At 59.8% G+C, this 18698-nt stretch carries 10 protein-coding genes and 1 pseudogene; all 11 read left to right on the forward strand.

Annotation, left to right across the window (positions count from 1 at the left end; genetic code table 11):
• On the forward strand, window positions 1–1676 hold a 1676-nt coding region (locus tag ABIQ96_RS23500; RefSeq protein ID WP_348217096.1), incomplete at its 5' end, for a DUF1349 domain-containing protein.
• Window positions 1677–1931: 255 nt separating this feature from the next.
• Window positions 1932–4982, forward strand: a complete 3051-nt coding sequence (locus tag ABIQ96_RS23505; protein ID WP_348217097.1) for a histidine kinase — start codon at window positions 1932–1934, stop codon at window positions 4980–4982.
• An 8-nt stretch (window positions 4983–4990) separates the two neighbouring features.
• Window positions 4991–5632: a response regulator transcription factor gene (locus tag ABIQ96_RS23510; RefSeq protein ID WP_348217098.1), complete on the forward strand. Its 642-nt coding sequence runs from the start codon at window positions 4991–4993 to the stop codon at window positions 5630–5632.
• Window positions 5633–5854: 222 nt separating this feature from the next.
• Window positions 5855–5983: a hypothetical protein gene (locus tag ABIQ96_RS23515; protein WP_348217099.1), complete on the forward strand. Its 129-nt coding sequence runs from the start codon at window positions 5855–5857 to the stop codon at window positions 5981–5983.
• A 186-nt stretch (window positions 5984–6169) separates the two neighbouring features.
• A complete protein-coding gene (locus ABIQ96_RS23520) occupies window positions 6170–9598 on the forward strand; it encodes a hypothetical protein (RefSeq protein ID WP_348217100.1) in 3429 nt (1142 codons plus the stop codon).
• Window positions 9599–9635: 37 nt separating this feature from the next.
• Window positions 9636–10364 (forward strand): hypothetical protein, encoded by a 729-nt coding sequence (locus tag ABIQ96_RS23525; RefSeq protein ID WP_348217101.1) that lies wholly within the window; start codon window positions 9636–9638, stop codon window positions 10362–10364.
• Between the two features lie 479 nt (window positions 10365–10843).
• The gene (locus ABIQ96_RS23530) at window positions 10844–10990 is read left to right on the forward strand and encodes a hypothetical protein (RefSeq protein ID WP_348217102.1); all 147 of its coding nucleotides are present in this window, start codon (window positions 10844–10846) and stop codon (window positions 10988–10990) included.
• A 211-nt stretch (window positions 10991–11201) separates the two neighbouring features.
• A complete protein-coding gene (locus tag ABIQ96_RS23535) occupies window positions 11202–12998 on the forward strand; it encodes an autotransporter-associated beta strand repeat-containing protein (RefSeq protein ID WP_348217103.1) in 1797 nt (598 codons plus the stop codon).
• Between the two features lie 233 nt (window positions 12999–13231).
• Window positions 13232–15145: a glycoside hydrolase family 3 N-terminal domain-containing protein gene (locus tag ABIQ96_RS23540; RefSeq protein ID WP_348217104.1), complete on the forward strand. Its 1914-nt coding sequence runs from the start codon at window positions 13232–13234 to the stop codon at window positions 15143–15145.
• Window positions 15146–15343: 198 nt separating this feature from the next.
• Window positions 15344–18403: a hypothetical protein gene (locus tag ABIQ96_RS23545; RefSeq protein WP_348217105.1), complete on the forward strand. Its 3060-nt coding sequence runs from the start codon at window positions 15344–15346 to the stop codon at window positions 18401–18403.
• Window positions 18404–18451: 48 nt separating this feature from the next.
• A pseudogene (locus tag ABIQ96_RS23550) lies at window positions 18452–18698 on the forward strand (hypothetical protein); the annotation flags it as partial.

Here is an 18698-nt window from a genome sequence, read left to right on the forward strand (position 1 = left end):
AAGGGCAGCTCTTGTCGCTGGCCATGCTCGCCGAAGCCCTCTGGAAGCAGGGCCTCGACATCTACCCCGACTATAACAACCGCCTGCTGGCCGCCGGCGAGTATTTCGCGCGGGTGAACGATCTCTCCGTCGCCACGCCATTTCTTCCCTTCGGCACCACCGATCAGTATTACATCGCCGACCACACCAATCGCGGCTGGGGGGGAGGAGAATTGGCGCTCCGTATCCTCCACGACGCCTATGTCGTCCGCAAGCGCATCCCGGCTCCCTACATGGCCCGGAGACTTCAGGAAATGCCGGTAGGCGGTGACAGCTTCATGTTCATCAAGGTGGCCGACCCCTCCACGGCCAGGCCGGCGGCAGTGCTGACGCTCCCCGCCACCACCTCGATCACCTCGGGATTCTCCGACGTCGAAATCGGAGGCGCTTCCCCCACCGGCGGAGCTTCCTACTCCGGCGGCACCTGGACGGTGAAGGGCGGGGGCAACGACATCTGGGGCAAGAACGACAGTTGCCACTTTACCTATCAAGCGGTCACCGGCGATTGCGCCATCATCGCGAAAGTCGAGTCGGTCGAGACCACCCACAAGTCCGCCAGAGCCGGCGTGATGATCCGCACGAGCCTCAGCCAGGGCGCTCCCCGGGCCTGGATGGCCGTCACTCCTGATAGCCGCTTCGAACAAAACATCCAAGGCCTCGCCGTGTATGGCGGCAACAACTACTCCAATAAAAGCCTCAAAATCCCCAGCTCCTCATATTGGGTGAAGCTGGAACGCCTCGGCAACATCGTCACCGGCTATGTTTCCCCCGACGGCACCAACTGGGCTGCCACCGATGTCGGCCGCCTCGATAAGCCTCCCGCCACATGGTATGTCGGGCTGGTGGTCTGCTCGACGCGCAACGGCACGCTGAACACCTCCACCTTCAGCAATGTTCAGATCACCGGCGGCAACGGCGGCGCGCCAGTCGTCACTCCCGCCGCGCCCGCCGCCTTCCTGGCTGCGCCGGGCAAGAATGCCGTCCCTCTGCGCTGGCAGCCGTCTTTCGGGGCCACCAGCTACTCGGTCAAGCGCGCCACCACCAGCGGCGGACCTTATTCGACCGTCGCTGCGGGCGTCACCGTCAACAGCTACACGGACACGACGGTGACCAACGGCACGACCTATCACTACGTCGTCACGGCAACCAACTCCGCCGGCACGAGCGGCAATTCCCCCCAGGACAGCGTGACGCCGGTCAGCCCGATGGTGAACGTCGCCTTCGGCGGCACGGCCAGCACCAGCGTGGTTGGCTCCCCCGCGGAGGGACCCGGTAATGGCTTCGACCGCAACTTCAGCACGAAATGGTATAACGGCAACGGCTCCAACCCCGGCCCCACCGGCTGGCTCCGCTACGACTTCGGCGCGGGCAACGCGCAGACCGTGAAGCGCTACATGGTGACCAGCGCCGACGTTGCCAACCGCGACCCGAAGAACTGGACCTTCCAAGGCTCTAACGACGGTTCGACCTGGACGACGCTCGACACGCAAAGCAGCCAGACCTTCGCCAATCGGTCCCAGTCAAAAACCTACAACGTCGCCAATACGACCGCCTACCGCTACTATCAGCTCAATGTCATCGCCAACAACGGCGCCAACTCGCTGGCGATCGCCGATCTCGGCCTCCTCTCCAACTAAGCCCGCACGATTCCGGACCGCACCTACCGCGTCATCCGTAAGAAAAGCCAAAAGGTGCTCGCCGTTTACAACGGTGGCGTCGCCGACGCCTCGAATGTCTGTTTTTTGGGACCGACCTGGGAGCGAAGATTGCCTTGGAGGAAGGGATAAATCGGTACTACGATGATACTGACGATGATGCTCATGCTTCGCTTTCTGACAATAATCCTGATTCTTTCGGTCATCGTCTGTCCATGCAGGGCCGGGAGTTCCGCGTTGACGACAGTCGCTGAAATCCGCACGCAGCGGGACCTCTCTGCCAACAATACTTGCGCGCTTTCATTGACTGGCGTCGTGACCTTGGTGGATGAGAGTCGGAATATGATCGTCCTTCAGGATGCGACCGGCGCGGTGGCGCTGCATCCGGATTTGTCGGGCATTTCCGTGCGGGCCGGGCAGCGGGTTTCGCTGAAAGCATCGGCCTGCGCGGCTTATTTCGCAAGTCTTCCTGGATTCCCGTTTCAACCCTCGGGCCGGGATATTCGCGACTTGTTCGAAATTCCGGAAAATGAGGGGAACTTCCGTTTGACGCGCATGCGCGGCTGGCTACATCCACCGGTCACAGGCAATTATACCTTCTGGATCGCAAGCGACGATTCGTCGGAATTGTGGTTGAGCATGGACACTGACCCGGCGCAGGCGCGCAGAATCGCTTTTATGTCGGGGTGGACCGACCGGCACGATTGGTCACGGTTTCCCTCCCAACGCTCTGAGGCTCTGTTTTTGGAAGCGGGGAAATCTTATTATATCGAGGCGCTTCAGGAGCAGGAGTCGAAAGAAAGTCATCTGGCTGTCGCGTGGGAGGGACCGACGCGGAAACAGTCGGTTATCGACGGGCGTTTCGTTGTTCCCTGGCGGGGGGCGCCCGAGGTCCCGCGAGCGGGTTCGGATGCCGACACGGCCCAAGGGATTTCCCGGGAATTCTGGACCGACTATTCGGTGGGCAACTTGGAGCCGCTCAAATCCAGAAGGGCGGCCGAAGTGGGACTGACGGTGCACGAGATGCAAATTTCCGTTTTGGGCGACGGAGCATGGCCGGATCCGCAGCCATTCGATCCGAGCCAGGAAATGGCGGTGGAAGACGGTTATCGGTGGGTGGAAGGGGAAGGCTCGGTCGAATTCCTTGCAACGGACGGCAAGTCCGCGACTCTGGAGCTTGCTGTCGGTGGAAATCGCGTGCTGGTGCGGGTGGCCCGTTGGCAAGGAAGTTTGCCGTCGCTGCGTCCGCACATGCGCGCCAGATTCCGGGGCGTCCGGGAGGGGGTGCGTGACGCGACGGAACATCTGAAGACGGGCCTCATCTGGGCACCGTCGGAGCTGGATGTGTCATTTTTCGATGAACCCGGCGAGTCACCGCAAGGTTTGGAGCCGCCGTTGATGGACCCGGTTGTAGCCGGGCTTGGCTATCTTTTCACGCGCGGAGTGGTCACTTTCAATGACCGGGTGCGCGACAAGGAGTGCATTTTCATTCAGGACGCGCAAAACGGCATGTTTGTCTCCCAGTCGGAGCGGCAACTCAGCACTCAACTGCAGGTCGGACAGGCGGTGCATATCGGAGGTCCTCTCCTGTCAGGCAAGTATTCGCCGGGCATCCTTCCCGCGGTGGTCAATATTCTCGGCTGGCAGAATTTGCCGACCCCGGTGATCCCATCGGCGGAGGCACCTGCGTCGAGCTATCGGGATGGTCAATGGACCGAGATTGAAGGGGTGGCGCGCGCGGTGAATGCTGACGGGACGGTGCTGGTCATGGGAAAGCGGGTTCCGCTCCTCGTCTGGGTCGGCCGGACGGATCGGGAGGAGTTGGAAAACCTCGTCAACTCGACACTGCGCCTGCGCGGAGTGATGTCGCTGGAATTGTTCGGGAGTCCGGCGTTGCTGGTTCCATCCCGCGGTTTTATCGAGGTGGTGGAGCCTGCTCCGGAGCCCCCCGCCAAACCTGTTCCGGTCAACAGCCTGATAGGGTCCGGATCGGAAAATGGCTTTTCGCATCAGGTGAAGGTCGCCGGCACGGTCATCTATCGAAGCGACCGCTATTTCTATCTCCAGGATGAATCCGGCGGGGTTAGGATCGAGTCACACAATGAACCTCCCTCACGCGTCGGCACGACTGTGGAAGCGGTTGGATTTCCCGGAACGAAGAGCTCCGCCCCGCGACTGACCGACACCACTTGGCGCTCACTGGAGACCAGCCAGCCGGTAGTGCCGGCAAGTTTGGATCCTGATCATCCCGATCCGGCACGCAATGGCATGCTTGTGACAATCGAAGCGCGGCTGCTTGCCTCTAAAACCCGGGGAGCGGACCAGATCTTGGAATTGCAGGAGAACCACCATGTTTTCGAAGCCATGCTCGAGAATCCGCCTAACAAAATTCAGCCGGTCGCGACAGGCAGCGTGCTCAGGGTCACCGGCGTCTGTGTTTTGGAAACAGCCTCTTCGTCCGCGACTCTGGCGCAAGTGTTGTTGCGGACGCCGCTCGATGCGGCCCTGCTGCAAGGCCCGCCGTGGTGGACCTGGCAACGGACCGCCACCGCCATCTGCCTGCTTCTAACGATTCTGGCCGCTTCGCTCCTGCGCATTGACTTCCTCAAAAGGCGATTCACGAGGCAGCAGGCATCGCGGCTCGAATTCGCGCGCGGGATGTTGGAAAGCCAGGAGAGCGAGCGCCGGCGCATCGCTGCCAGCCTGCACGACAGCCTTGGCCAGAACCTGTTGGTCATCCGGAGCCAGGCCCATTTGGCACTCCAGTCAATCGCGGATCAACCGGGTGTGCGCCAGCGGCTGGAGGAAATTTCCGACACGACGGTGCAGGCGCTCAATGAAGTCCGGGAAATCACCCATGACCTGAGACCCTATCAGCTGGACCGTCTCGGTCTGAGTCAATCCATCCGCGCCATCACGCGCAAGGCCTCCGAGAGCCACTCCGTTAGTTTCGCGTGCCATGTGGATAAGATCGACGGGATCATCAATAGCAACTCCGAGATCCACATTTACCGCATCATCCAGGAAGGCATCAACAACATCGTCAAACACTCCGGTGCCACGGAAGCCACTCTCGTGATTAAAATTACCTCGGAAGTCCTCTCCATCTCGATCCGTGACAACGGCCGTGGATTCTCCGCGGGCGGTGCCACGTCCGATGCGGGATTCGGAATCAGCGGGATCCGGGAACGCGCCGAAATCATGGGGGGAACTGCTAGAATTGACTCGGTACCCGGCCAAGGGGTTAATCTGCAGATTCAAATACCGATCCAACCGCCGCAATCATGAAAACCCGAATGAAACTGCTGATTGTGGACGATCATCCCGTATTTCGTCGCGGACTCCGCGAAATCATCGGGGAGAACACAAGGTTTGGTATTGTTGGCGAAGCCGCCGACGGCGCGATTGGCCTGCGGATGGCTGAGGAGTTGCAGCCCGACATCATCGTTCTGGATGTGGACATGCCGCATCTCAACGGGCTGCAGATGGCCCGCGAACTCAGGAGACTGCAGAGCTCCGCGCAGATCGTATTTCTAACAATGTATCACGACGAGGACCTGTTCAACGCTGCTCTCGACATCGGCGTGAAGGGCTACGTGCTCAAGGAGAACGCCGGCGAAGAAGTCGTCTCCGCGCTCTTGAAAGTGGCCGATGGAAAAACATTCTTCAGCCCGGCTCTCGCCACCATCGGCACCCGCCGCGAGGATCGCGTGAAATCCCTGCTGGTCAGCAAACCCAGCCTCGACTCCCTCACCACCGCCGAAACGCGCGTCCTGAAACTCATCGCCGAAGACCGCACCAGCAAGGAGATTGCCGAACTGCTGAAAATCAGCACGAAAACCGTCGAAAATCACCGCCACAACATCTGCCGGAAGCTCAACATTTACGGCTCGCACAGCCTGCTGAAGTTCGCCTTCGACCACAAATCGTATTTGTAGGCGCGGCCGCGAATTGGGGGGGCACTGAGGCCCCGGAGCGGCATGGGTGGTTCCACCCATTGCACGATGACGGCAAGATTGCCTAGCTTGCGCCGTCGTGAATCATGAATGCTGGCACTCTCGGAGGAACGGATAAAACAATCCATCCGCTTCACAGAGATCCCGGCTTCATCACGCCTGCCCCTGGCTCCGAGCCCCCAAACCCGATCCTGTCTCCGACCTATGAAACCCAATCGAATGAACCGCCTGAATTGGTCTCGCAGCGCGGGAATGGCCCTCACCGCAACCCTCGTCACCGTCTGCTACCCTACTCTATCTTCGCCCACTGAGGACGGCAATTTTCACGGCTAAGTCGCGAGTATTTTTCGCGAACTCCTTTTCCATATTAGAAGCCTTCGAAGCTCATTCGATCCATAAAGAGCCAGTGAAATTCCGCTGGAATACGGTGTTAGACACAACATGAGAAATCAATCGATTGCAATTAATAGCAGATTTGAGCAAAAGCGCGGATTCGCGCTGATCGTGACGCTGAGCCTGATGATTCTGCTGACCGTGATAGCCGTTGGATTGCTATCACTTTCCTCGATTTCCCTGCGCTCGTCGGCCAGTTCCTCGAGCGTAGCTGAGGCCCGGCAGAACGCGCGACTGTCGATGATCCTCGCGATTGGCCAGTTGCAGTTGTTAACCGGACAGGACACGCGGGTAACTGCCCGTTCGACGCTTTCCGGTCCCACGGCAGTAACGCTTACCGGGGCTTGGCGCAGTTGGGAAGGCAGCGACCGCGACTCTGCTGGAAAACCGATCGCTCCGTCATATGCTTCGAAAAATTCAGCCGCAGACATTTCCAAGCCCTTCGATACCGGCTCCGGCAGCGGACGGTTCCTGGGATGGCTCACTTCTACCGCCTCGACCGTCCAACCCAACGTGGCAACTTTCCCTGAAGTAACAAACACTCCGGCAGCAGGCTACATTCCACTGGTCACTACCAAGCAAGTGACCGATTCATCCCAACAAATCCATATAAAACCCACCCTCGTAAAAAACGGAAAAGGTGGCATCGCATGGTGGACCAGCGGAGACAATTCAAAAGCCATGATCAACACGGACCGGGGCTCCTTACCCTCAAGCATGCAGGATTGGCAGGCGCGGGTCCGTTCCAACGGCAGGGCCGATGCGAAATCCTTCGGGCTTGAAAAGGTCGATACTTACGCCGCTGGAACCATCATCCCCAGCACAGGAACCCTCAAACTGGTCAATGCGGCGGCCGAGCGGCGCAAAATCCACGATCTGACCGCATACAGCCGCGGGCTCCTTACGAACACCGCTACGGGAGGCTGGCGCAAGGATCTCTCACTGATGTCGGAAAACTACGCGAGCCTACCTTCCGGGAATCTCCCGCTGCTAACAAAAAAGCCGGGTGAAATCCTGTCCTATGCGAAAGCCGCGTCATCCCGCACCAATGCCCTGATCTATCCATGGTCGGTTTACCGGGCCAGCGAATCCAGCCCCGCTTGGCAGCAGGTTCCTCCCATCTGTTCTTGGGACGCATTGGTGGACTACACCCAGCAATACAAATACCTGACCAGCTCCACCGCCTCCCAGACATCGATGTCGGCCTTCAGTTCAGGACACGGAGGTTCCGGAGATCGTATTAACTATCAGGAAAAGGTCAGACGTATTCCGCAACTCGCCCGTGTCCACTGGATCTACTCGCTTTCCTCCGCGCCGGCCACCGGTGCAAATGTCGGAAAATATCGCCCTGGATTGCTGGTCACACCGGTGGTCACATTGTGGAATCCTTACAACGTCAAGCTGAGTGTCGGGAGCTTCGGAATCAATTTCAAGGAGTCGTCGCCTATCAGTTTCAAGTTCAAGGTAGGATCCCAAGTTTACCCGGAAACCACGGTCAGCCAGATCTGCAAAGGCGGATTCCAGATAAAAATCGATTCCACCATCACGCTCGCTCCCGGCGAATCGAGGATTTTCAGCCTCAATAGTCCGACGGTGAAAGAAAATACCGCCGCCAACAACGTCGTCATCACCCCGGGATACGCGCCGACTGGTGGATTCCTATTTTACGGGATCAATGGAGGGGCTGACGTTTACACAAGTCCCACCGAAACTTTCGGCGTTGATAAAATCACCTATAACGCGAAGACTGATGATGATGGAGCACAGGGAATCGGCATCTACTTCGACATTCTGGTAGATGGCTCCACAAAGGGCGCACACAGGTCAATTTATGACAAGACCACGCTGGGTGGCCCCGCCGTGGTGGATCAACTCTACCCACCGCTGACCAACAAGGTCTCCGCCACGGTAGGCGAGGTGAGTGGAACAAAATCCCGGCCATTCGCGAGCGCCATTTTCGCCTATCGCATGGCCAGCCCGATGGCCCGCGACGCCCCGAGCACGATGCTCAATACCAAGGGTATGCTCCAGGCCAACCCCCTTTGTTACTACTCGGAAACCGGTGATGCGGATGGAGGTGCGAATGGTGCCACCTTAATGGCCGGCAGTGGCAACTATCATCCGGTAAACGCACCTTACGACTTCACCTTTCAGGAAGTGAACGGCTGGAATGATACGAGTGGCAATCTGCCACAGTTCGAATCCGGCTCCAACGCCAGCTACATCGTTTCTGGAATGACACCCGGCGACGGACTCACCCGCTGTGTGATGGCGGAACTTCCAACCCGTCCTCTGGCGAGCCTTGCGGAACTGCAACACTTCGACGCCCGCAACAACAATCCGGTTCCACCGTTTTCTTTCAACCTCATCGGCAACAGTTCGGCCAATCCGATTTTCGCACCGGCGCAATTGTCGGTGGCGACCACGCGCAACAGCGGAATGGTCAATGATGACAGCTACCTTCTCAACAACCTGTTGTTCGACGACTGGTTCGTCTCATCCATCACCAAGGATCTGAAGGCGTTCAGCAGTGCGACGAACCGGACTGCAAACGCCGTCTATTCGGAGCACCTCAAGCTCGACAAGCCGCTGCCAAACCGCTTCTACCTTCCCGCACCGGGAGCCGAAGCGCCTGATGTGAATACGGCGGCCTCCAAAGCCATGTCGAACACCAAAGACAGCGTCACGGGCAAATACTCGTTCGAAACGGTCGCCTCCAAGCTGGAGGTTGAGGGAATGTTCAACATCAACTCAACATCCCTGGAGGCGTGGAAAGCGCTTCTTCGCCAGGGACGTGCGGCTCAGGTTCCCTATCTGGACGCGGCAGGCGCCACCAAACTGGGTAGTGCCTCATCCTATGCCTTTCCCCGGACCACGATTGCGGGCGATCAGGGGACCGATTCGAATTCTAAGGACTCCAACAGCCTGTTCAGAGCAGCCGCGGAGTTCGCCGGCAATCGAGTCCTGACCGATGCACAGATCGACGCGCTGGCCGGTGAAATCGTGTCCGAAATCCGCAAGCGCGGCCCCTTTCTATCCCTATCGGAATTCGTCAACCGCCAGCTAACCAACAACAAGGACCTCGCCGCCGCCGGAACGATTCAAAAGTCGCTCGACAATCTGGCAAACATGGGGAATTCGCCAAAAAACCCGTTTAGCGTGCTTCAGCAGAATTCCGTTCATATCACCTCCATTCCCGCTGGGAACACGGACTACAAATTCCCGGAGGCAGCGCTTGGATGGTCCGCTTTCGGCGTACCCGGCTGGGTGCGGCAGGCGGACATTCTGAAACCCCTCGCGCCGCTCCTTTCGGCCCGTGACGACACCTTCACCATTCGTGCCTACGGCGATGCCCGGGACCCGGCGAATTCCTCCAGAATTCTTGCCCGCGCCTGGTGCGAGGTGGTGGTCCAGCGCCGCGCCAACTTCGTCGATCCTTCGGATGATGCCGCAATCACTCCGTTTTCGCCGCAGATGAAGTCCCAGGCCAACAAACGCTTTGGAAGACGTTATGAAGTGATATCCTTCCGTTGGCTCAACGAATCTGAAGTTTGAACGTTGCCTGCAGCTTGACACAAACCAATCGCAATCGATGAATTCACAACTCACTTTCAAAACCACCTCCGTCCGGCTTTTCATTCTACTCTGCAGCTCCCTGTCTCTATCACTTCCTTGTGAGGCCGCACGCAAGGCCCGGGCAATCTTCATCCAACCGCCCGGAGGAGCCCCGGAAAAAGCGGTGCTTTTCAGTTCCACACGGTCCGAAGAAATCGAGTTGCCCGCGCGGAACCTTTCGCCCGAGATCCAACTGCCGGCCGGAGATCTCAGTCTGGCGGTGCTCACGCACAAGCCGGCGACGGGGGAGACCGTCAATCCTAACTCCCCTTTGGTCAGAATTCCCGAAGCATGGGACCGTTGCATCCTGCTGTTTTTTCCAGATCCGGAGAACAAGGTATTCCCGGCGAAAGTTATCCCGGTCAACGCTTCCAAATCCGATTTCCGGTTAGGCGAGACCCGGCTCTATAACGTCACACCCGCAACAGTCCTGGCCCGATTCGCGGATAGGGTCTACCGGATCGAGCCCGGCAAATCCGCAGTCATCGCGCCGCCAATAGCCGGTTCCGGCAGCTACCAGGTAGCCATTGACTGCACTCTGCCCGGAGAAACCCAACCCACCGCCGTCTGTCGCTCGTCCTGGCAGCACGATCCCGAGGCGCGCCAGATTCTCTTCGTCACTCCCACTCCCGGGCGGAACATCCCGCGTGTTTGGGGTGTTCTCGACCACGAGGCTCCCGATTCGGTCGCAACGGGCAAGAATTAGTAATGACGCGACGAGAGGCGCAATGGGGCACACACTGGAGATTGTCCTCCGTCATGGTGGGGAAATAATCCCTAGGACGGAGGATGGCGGGCGAAAGATAAATTTCCATGACCGCGGATCGCCACGGACTCGGCTGTGGAAGCTGGATGAAACCGGTGACCCGGAGTTCAATTCCCCATTTGATCTAACAATGACGCGCATCATCGAATGGGGTCCCGACTAACAATCACTGTCTCCGTTCCCGCATGTCGCCTTTTTTCACATCGTTCTCTCGCGGCCGTCGCACGGCTCGCGTATGCTTCCCGGACGCGATTCCAAACTACTCGTCTCCAACTCCTCAAGCGCCGACCGTGTCTCTATCCATTCACCCGGCCCGACCTCACCCGATCAGCGGTCAATGCTTGTCAGCCGGGACCCCATCGACTGCGTCGACGAGGGGATTTCCCTGTCCCCTGATCGGCATCCGCCTCGAGGATCGCGTGAAATCCCTGCTGCTCAGCAAACCCAGCCTCGATTCCCTCACCGCTGCCGAGACGAGCGTCGTGAAACTCATCGCCGAAGACCGCACCAGCAAGGAGATTGCCGAACTGCTGAAGTTCGCCTTCGACCACAAATCGTATTTGTAGGCGCGGCAGCGATCCGGGAGGCACTGATATCCCGGAGCGGCATAGGTGTTTCCGCCCATTGCACTATGTCGGCTAGATCGCCTAGCTTGCCCCGTCGTCAATCATGAATGCCGGCATTCTCGGGCGGAACGGATAAAGCAATCCATCCGCTTCACAGAGAACCCGGCTTCATCACGTCTGCCCCTGGCTCCAAAGCCCCCGAACCACCACCATGAAACCCACTCGAATCAACCACCTGAATTGGTCCCGCAGCGCGGGAACCGCCCTCACCGTAACCCTCATCACCTTTTGCGGCCAGACGATGCACGCGGCAGACTGGGGCGGCGGCACCAGCACCGATTGGAACACAGCAGCAAACTGGAGCGGCAATGCCGTGCCCACTGGTGTGGATGCCAACATCTTCGCTGGCGCCGGGAATTTTTCGGTTATTTCGGCCACCCCCACCGGTGCTCCCAAGGCCGTCTGGATCGGCAATTACGGGGCCGCCACCGGTCGCCTGGATCTAACCGGAGGAGCCCTCACCGTGACGAGTGCCGATTGGCCGGGCGGACCTTTGATCGTTGGATATGGTCAAGATGGCAAAGGAACCTGCAACATAACGGGGACTGCTAGCTTAACCACTGGCTCATTTGGCGACATTCGCGTGGGTTCGGGTTTCTGGTGGGGGAATTCAACCGGTGTCCTGAACGTCAATACAACCGGCACGGTTCATGCAAATGGCCACCTGGCTATCGGTGGGCGGAATGGTGACGTGGGAACAGTCAATGTCGATGCGGGCACGGTAACCATCGGCGGCGGCTGGCAGGTCAGTGTCGATATTGCGGCTGGGTCCGCCACTTCGCCTTCCAGCGGCAGTCTTAATATCAGCGGCGGCACGGTGTCGATGGATCACCGGCTTGTCATTGCCGGGGGCTATAGGAGCGGTGCTGGCACGGAGGCAGACCCCTATGTTTACGCCAACGGCAGCTATGTCGGTACGGTGACGATGACTGGCGGTACCCTGACGACCGACGCCACGCATAACGAAAATTGGCACGGCGGCCTGAGCATGGCAGCGGGATTCGACGAGGCCACTGGCGGCACCGCCACCTTCAATCTCGACGGCGGCACCCTGTCCACCCTCTTTGTTTTCACTGAAGCCGGAAACAACGGCATCGCCGGCACCTCGACCTTCAACTTCAACGGCGGCACGCTCCAGGGACAGGCCAATTACGGGCAGTTCATGGGCGGCCTTACCCGAGCGAATGTTCGCGACGGCGGCGCGGTAATAAATACCAACGGCTTCAATCTCAATATTGGCCAGGTGCTGGAGCACAGCGACATCATTGACGATTTGCCGATCGACGGTGGCCTGACGAAGGACGGTGCTGGCCGGCTCGAGCTTGCCGGGGGATTTACCTATACCGGGAATACAACGGTCAACGCTGGAACCCTTGCGGTGAATCAAGCCTCGTTTAGCGATGCCTCGACCATCACGATTGCCGACGGTGCGACCTTGAATCTCAATACCGGGACGAGCGACACCGTGGGAGCCCTCGTGCTCGGCGTTACGACCATGACGGCACCTGGCACCTACGGAGCCGTGGGTAATGCGAATGCGGACTTCACTTCCGACCGCATCACGGGCAGCGGACTCATCGAACTAGGCGCGGCGGCCCCCTATACCACCTGGGCGAATGCCAACGGCGCCACGACCCAGACGATGGATTTGGACCATGACAACGACGGTGTCGATAATGGCATCGAATACTTCATGGGCCAAACCGGCTCCACCTTCACCGCCAACCCGGCTGCTGTGGGGGGAACCATCACCTGGCCGATGGGCGCCAACTACACCGGTGCCTATGGCACCGACTACGAAGTACAATATTCCACCAATCTCGTCATCTGGACACAAGCTCCCATCGGCAGCGGCGACAACACCGTGGTCGTCACCCCCGGCACCTCGGTCGTTTACGACGCTCCCACCGGCGGCAAGAGCTTCGTCCGCCTGGTCGTCAAAAACTGATCCCTGAACCAATGCTGGCTGTTTCCGGCCGGACCTACTGGACTTCCGCCTCAATGGAAACCATTGGCGGAGGCAATCAGGGAGGTCCCAAGGGATTCCTCCGCGCCGTAATCATCCGTATCACGTAAGTCTCAACATTAACTTCCCGCGTCGACGACAACGGGGGCGCGGGAAGCCATCTTTTAAATTTGTGGGATGCGGTTTGAGTCATGAGCATCTAACATTCAATCCATATGAAACGAGGACATCTTCCTTTGTCAATCAACGCCCTACGGGGTGCCGCCGCGTTCGCTCTTTTATCGATTCACTCTGCGCAGGGCGCGTCACCGAAGTGGCTTACCGCCCGCGATGAAGAAGCCCGGGCTCTTGTCGCGAAAATGACCCTTGCCGAGAAGGTCGGCCAAATGACCCAGCCGGATTGGAAGGCGCTGAAGGACCGCAAGGATGTCGGCGGGCTGTTTCTCGGTTCGTTGCTTTGCGGCGGCAGCTCCGATCCGGACTCGGGCAACACGCTCAAGGACTGGACGGGTGTGTATGAGGAGGCGCAAAAGCAATCGCTTGGCACCCGGCTCGCCATTCCGCTGGTGTTCGGAATCGACGCCGTCCATGGCAATAACAACGTGCTCGGCGCGGTGGTGTTTCCCCACAACGTCGGCCTCGGCTGCACGCGCGATCCCGAGTTGATCGAGCGGATCGGCGAGGTCACCGCGGAGGAAACCCGGGCCACGGGAATCCAGTGGACCTTCGCACCGTGCGTCACCGTGCCGCGGGACATCCGCTGGGGCCGGACTTATGAGGGATTTTCGGAAGATCCCGCCGTGGCCGCCATGCTCGGGCAGGCGGAAGTGCGGGGTTTGCAGGGCGATCGGCTTGCCGGGCGCGGAAACGTCCTGGCTTGCGCGAAACATTTCGTCGGAGACGGGGGAACGGCCTATCAATCCTCGGCTGGCAGTGGCTTGCTCGATCAAGGCGACACCCGGGTTGACGAAGCCACGCTACGCTCCATCCACATGACCGGCTATCCGGCGACGATCGATGCGGGAGTCGGCTCGATCATGCCGTCCTACAGCAGTTGGAACGGCGTGAAATGCACCGGCAGCAGGAAGCTTCTAACTGACATCCTGAAGAACGAACTGGGCTTCGAAGGCTTCGTGATTTCCGACTACAACGCGATCGACCAACTCGTTGCTCCGTCCGTTGACGAATCCCTGTTAGCCAGCAACAACGCGTCCGGCCAGGTCGCCGCATCGGATTACAAGAAGTGCGTCGAGCTCGCCATCAACGCCGGCGTGGACATGGTGATGGTGACCGACAAATACCGCGAATACATCCGTCTGCTTCAGGAACTGGTGGCCGAAGGCAAGGTGCCTGTTTCCAGAATCGACGACGCCGTCACCCGCATCCTGCGCGTGAAACTCGCGATGGGCATGATGGACAATGACGCATCTAACATGGCGGACCCGGCCCTCGTCGCGAAGTTCGGCTCGGAAGCCCACCGGGAAGTGGCGCGCGAAGCGGTGCGCCGCTCGCTCGTTCTGCTCAAGAACGAAGGGGGCGTGCTGCCGATCTCGCGCGAGGCGAAACGCATCCACGTGACCGGCCGTGGCGCGGACGACCTCGGCATGCAGTGCGGCGGTTGGACCGTCGATTGGCAGGGCAAACGCGGTGCCGTCACTCCAGGCGGCACCACGATTCTCGAAGCGATTCGCTCGGCCGCGGGCAAGGATACGAAGATCACCCACAGTGCGGACGGCACCGGCGCGGCGGGCGCGGATGTCGCCGTCGTCGTGGTGGGTGAGGTGCCCTATGCCGAAATGGATGGCGACCGCGAGGATCTCTCGCTGGCCAAGGAAGACACCGCCGCCATCTCCGAGGCCAAAGCCGCGGGTGTCCCCGTGGTGGTGGTGCTTCTATCAGGACGACCGCTGGTGCTCGGCTCGTCCGCAGACCGGGCGGACTCGTTGCTGGCCGCATGGCTTCCCGGCAGCGAGGGAGCGGGCGTCGCGGATGTGCTTTTCGGCGATCACAAACCCACCGGCAAACTTTCGTTCACCTGGCCGCAATCCATGGCGCAGGTTCCCGTCGGCCACGGGAAGACACCGCAGGGGAGTCCGCTCTTTCCGCTCGGCTTCGGTCTCAGCTACTAGCTAGGGAAAGAGAAATGAACCGCAGATGGACGCTGATGGACGCTGATTTTAAGAAGCTTGAGAATTACTCAGCCTGAGCCGTGCGAGGCAGGCCGCAGTTCAATACGATCTTCACTTATCCGCGTTGATGCCCGTCCATTTGGGGGTTCGTCTATCTCTTTTGACTAACAATCTCCTGCCTTCGATTTCCCCATCCACATGCAAAATCCAGAAAAAACCCGATATCGGAGCAGTTTCGCATCCCGGGCCATCGGCCTTGGCTTCATGCTCGCCGCCTGCACGCCGCTGTTTTCGACATCCGCCTTCGCGCAGCTGCCTTCCCCCTCCTACGACTGGAACCCCGTCAAAATCCACGGCGGCGGATTTGTCACGGGCATCTTGTTCCATCCCGACGAGCCGGGATTGATGTATGGCCGCACGGACGTCGGTGGTTCGTATCGTTGGAATCCGACCAATGACACCTGGATTCCGCTGTTGGATTTCATCGGTTACACGAACAACGAATGGGGCTTGGCTGGCACTGAGAGCATCGGATTGGATGCCCAAGACCCCAATCGGCTTTATCTCTCCTGCGGCTGGCTGGGAAATCGCAACGAGATCATGATTTCGACCGATCGCGGGGCGACTTTCACGCGGATCAATTCCCCGTTTGTGATCCGGGCCAACGATGAGGGGCGCGGCACCGGCGAACGTTTCGGCGTGGATCCCAATCTTGGCAGCACGATCTTTTACGGCACGCGGGAAGATGGCCTGTGGAAGAGCGTCAACTACGCGGCGAACTGGGCGAAGGTTAACAGCTTTCCAGTCAACACCACGACCAACGGCGTCGGCATTTCATTTATAGAAATCATCCGCAGCAGCGGCACGCCCGGCAGCGCCACGCCCGTGATCTGGGTTGGCGTTTCGCAAACAGGAACGAATCTGTTCCGCAGCACGGATGGCGGGCTGACGTGGACCGGCATCGCTACCACTGGCGTGCCGGCCAACTGCATGCCGTTGCGTGCCGCTCAGGACGGCGTGGGCAACATGTATATCACGTTTTGCGACGCGGCTGGACCGGGTGGCATCAGCACCGGGGTGGTGCGGAAGTTCAATCTCAGCACGCTGGCCTCGCTCAACGTGACTCCTCCCACCGGCCAGGGAGGCTATGGCGGTGTGTCCGTGGATCGGCAGAACCCGAACCGCATCGTCGTCACCACGGCGAACCGTTGGTGGCCGATGAGTGACATTTACCGCAGCACCGATGGCGGGACGAACTGGACGGCGGTTTACAATGGCACGGTGGATACTTCGAGCGCCCCCTGGGTGGGGGCAAACGGCCCCGTCATTCAGGGTTGGATGTTCGACATCAAAATTGATCCCTACAATTCCGACCGCGTTTACTACGCGACCGGCGGCGGCATCTTTTCCGGTTATAATTTTACCGCCGCGACGCCGGCCTGGCAGTTCCGCTCCACGGGTCTGGAGGAAACCGCCTTTACCAGCATTGGGGTCAATCTGGCCAGTCCGCCCAGCGGACCGCAGTTGTGGAGCGTGCTGGGCGATATGGGCGGCTTTTCCCATTACAATCTCGATGCTTCTCCCGCCCTCTCGGATTTCCACAATCCGAATGGGGCCAATAATTACGGCATCGATTTCGCGGAACAGAGTCCGAACGTCGTCGTGCGCACCTATAAGGATTTTGACGGGAACCGCGGCGGCTATATTTCGACCGACTACGGACGCACCTGGTCGCTGTTCCCCGCGACTCCGCCGCCCTCTCAGACGGATAGTGGCCCCGGCTACGTGGCCATTTCCGCCGACGGCACCCGGCTCGTTTGGACCATTTCAGGCTCCGCGCCTTACTATTCGACCAACCGGGGCGTCACCTGGACTCCGTGCGCCGGCAGCAACCTGACCCCGACGCTATCGTGGATCGAGCCGTTTTGTTTTTCGGATCGTGTGAACCCGGCCAAGTTTTACCTCTACTACCGGAACACGGGGAAAGTGTGCGTCAGCACGGACGGCGGCGCGAGTTTCAACCTTGCGTCCACGATCACCGCGTGGGGCGACAGCATGCGCCCCGCCTATGGGCAGGAAGGAAGTTTGTGGGTGGCGGTTTACGACGGGCTGTGGCGCACCACGAATTCCGGCGCGAGCTTTTCCAAAGTGCCCGGCGTGCAGGCGGCGCAAACGGTCGGGTTCGGTCGCACCGCCACCGGCACCGGACATCCGGTCGTGTATCTGCATGGCAAGATCGGCGACGCCTGGGGCTTCTATCGTTCGGAAGATCAGGGCGCGAACTGGACCCGCATCAACGACAACCAGCATCAATACGGAAACATCCAGCAAGTCATCGGCGACCCGAAAATCTACGGCCGGGTTTACATTGCAGCCGGAGGACGGGGCATTCTTTACGGTGACATTCACACCGAGCCGCAAGTCACAAAGATGATCTATCAGGACTCGCTGGTCGATGGCTGGCAGAACTGGAGCTGGGCGACGGTGAACACGGCGTCCGCGGCTCCGCTGCGGCGCGGAACGTTCGCCGTCTCGGTCACGGCGGGCGGTTGGGCGGCCCTCTATCTGCACCGGCAGCCGATGCAGTCCACCGCCGGATACTCCGCAGTAGCCTTCTGGATCCACGGCGGGCAGAGCGGTGGACAATCGCTCCAGGTCGTCAGTCAGCGCAGCGGGAACAACCAAGTGTATAAGCCGATCCCGCCGCCACTGGTCGGCCAATGGACGCGCGTCGTCATCCCCTTGTCCGAACTGGGACTGGCCAATGTGTGGGACTTCAACGGGCTGTTGATCCAGAACTCCAGCGGCTCGGCGATTTCCACCTTCTACGTGGACGATGTCGCGCTCGTCGGCGAGGCCGATGCGAAAGACTGGACCACGCTGGGATGGGAAAGCTGGCGGCAATCCCAGTTCACCGCGTCCGAACTGGCCGACGATGGCATCAGCGGTCCTGGCGCCGACCCCGACCACGACGGCGTTCCGAACCGGATCGAGTGGCATCTGTTAGGAAACGCGGTCGAAAACGACGGCGGCCCGTGGTGCTACATGCAACTCGCTAACGGTGCGGTGGCGTTGACTTACGTCCGTCGCACGGGAACCCCAACCCCCATGACGCTGGAGCTCTCCACCGACCTTGAAGACTGGCAGCCGGCGACCGGCGTTTTCCAGATTGTTCCACTTGACGCCTCGGGACTGGGCGAGCGCGTCTCGTGGTCGTTTCCCACCACGGAGCCGAGGCAGTTTCTGCGCCTGAAATAAATCTCTCCAAGGCCACTTCTTGATCCACCTCCCGTCCCGCTGATTCCCATGAAAAAAAACATCCTTTCTCAAAACCTCGCCCTCGCCGGCGTCTGCCTGCTCGGCTTTGGCGGCACACTTTCCGCCGCCGAGGGCCTCTCGGGCCCCTTGTCCTGGACCACCAGCGGTCCGCTCGTCCACCCGACGGCCAACGAGGCTCACCCCATCGTTGCAGTGAAAGACCCCTCCGTCGTATTTCACGAGGGCCGCTGGCACATCTTCGCCACCACCGCAGGGAGCAAAGGCTGGGGCATGG

It is taken from the genome of Luteolibacter sp. (assembly GCF_039920825.1).
Lineage (GTDB): Bacteria > Verrucomicrobiota > Verrucomicrobiia > Verrucomicrobiales > Akkermansiaceae > Luteolibacter.

Excerpts from the sequence above, each read along its gene's own strand:
- ABIQ96_RS23510 (WP_348217098.1), top strand. The coding sequence starts at position 4,991 with ATGAAACTGCTGATTGTGGACGATCATCCCGTATTTCGTCGCGGACTC.
- ABIQ96_RS23515 (WP_348217099.1), top strand. The coding sequence starts at position 5,855 with ATGAAACCCAATCGAATGAACCGCCTGAATTGGTCTCGCAGCGCGGGA.
- ABIQ96_RS23520 (WP_348217100.1), top strand. The coding sequence starts at position 6,170 with ATGATTCTGCTGACCGTGATAGCCGTTGGATTGCTATCACTTTCCTCG.
- ABIQ96_RS23525 (WP_348217101.1), top strand. The coding sequence starts at position 9,636 with ATGAATTCACAACTCACTTTCAAAACCACCTCCGTCCGGCTTTTCATT.
- ABIQ96_RS23535 (WP_348217103.1), top strand. The coding sequence starts at position 11,202 with ATGAAACCCACTCGAATCAACCACCTGAATTGGTCCCGCAGCGCGGGA.
- ABIQ96_RS23540 (WP_348217104.1), top strand. The coding sequence starts at position 13,232 with ATGAAACGAGGACATCTTCCTTTGTCAATCAACGCCCTACGGGGTGCC.
- ABIQ96_RS23545 (WP_348217105.1), top strand. The coding sequence starts at position 15,344 with ATGCAAAATCCAGAAAAAACCCGATATCGGAGCAGTTTCGCATCCCGG.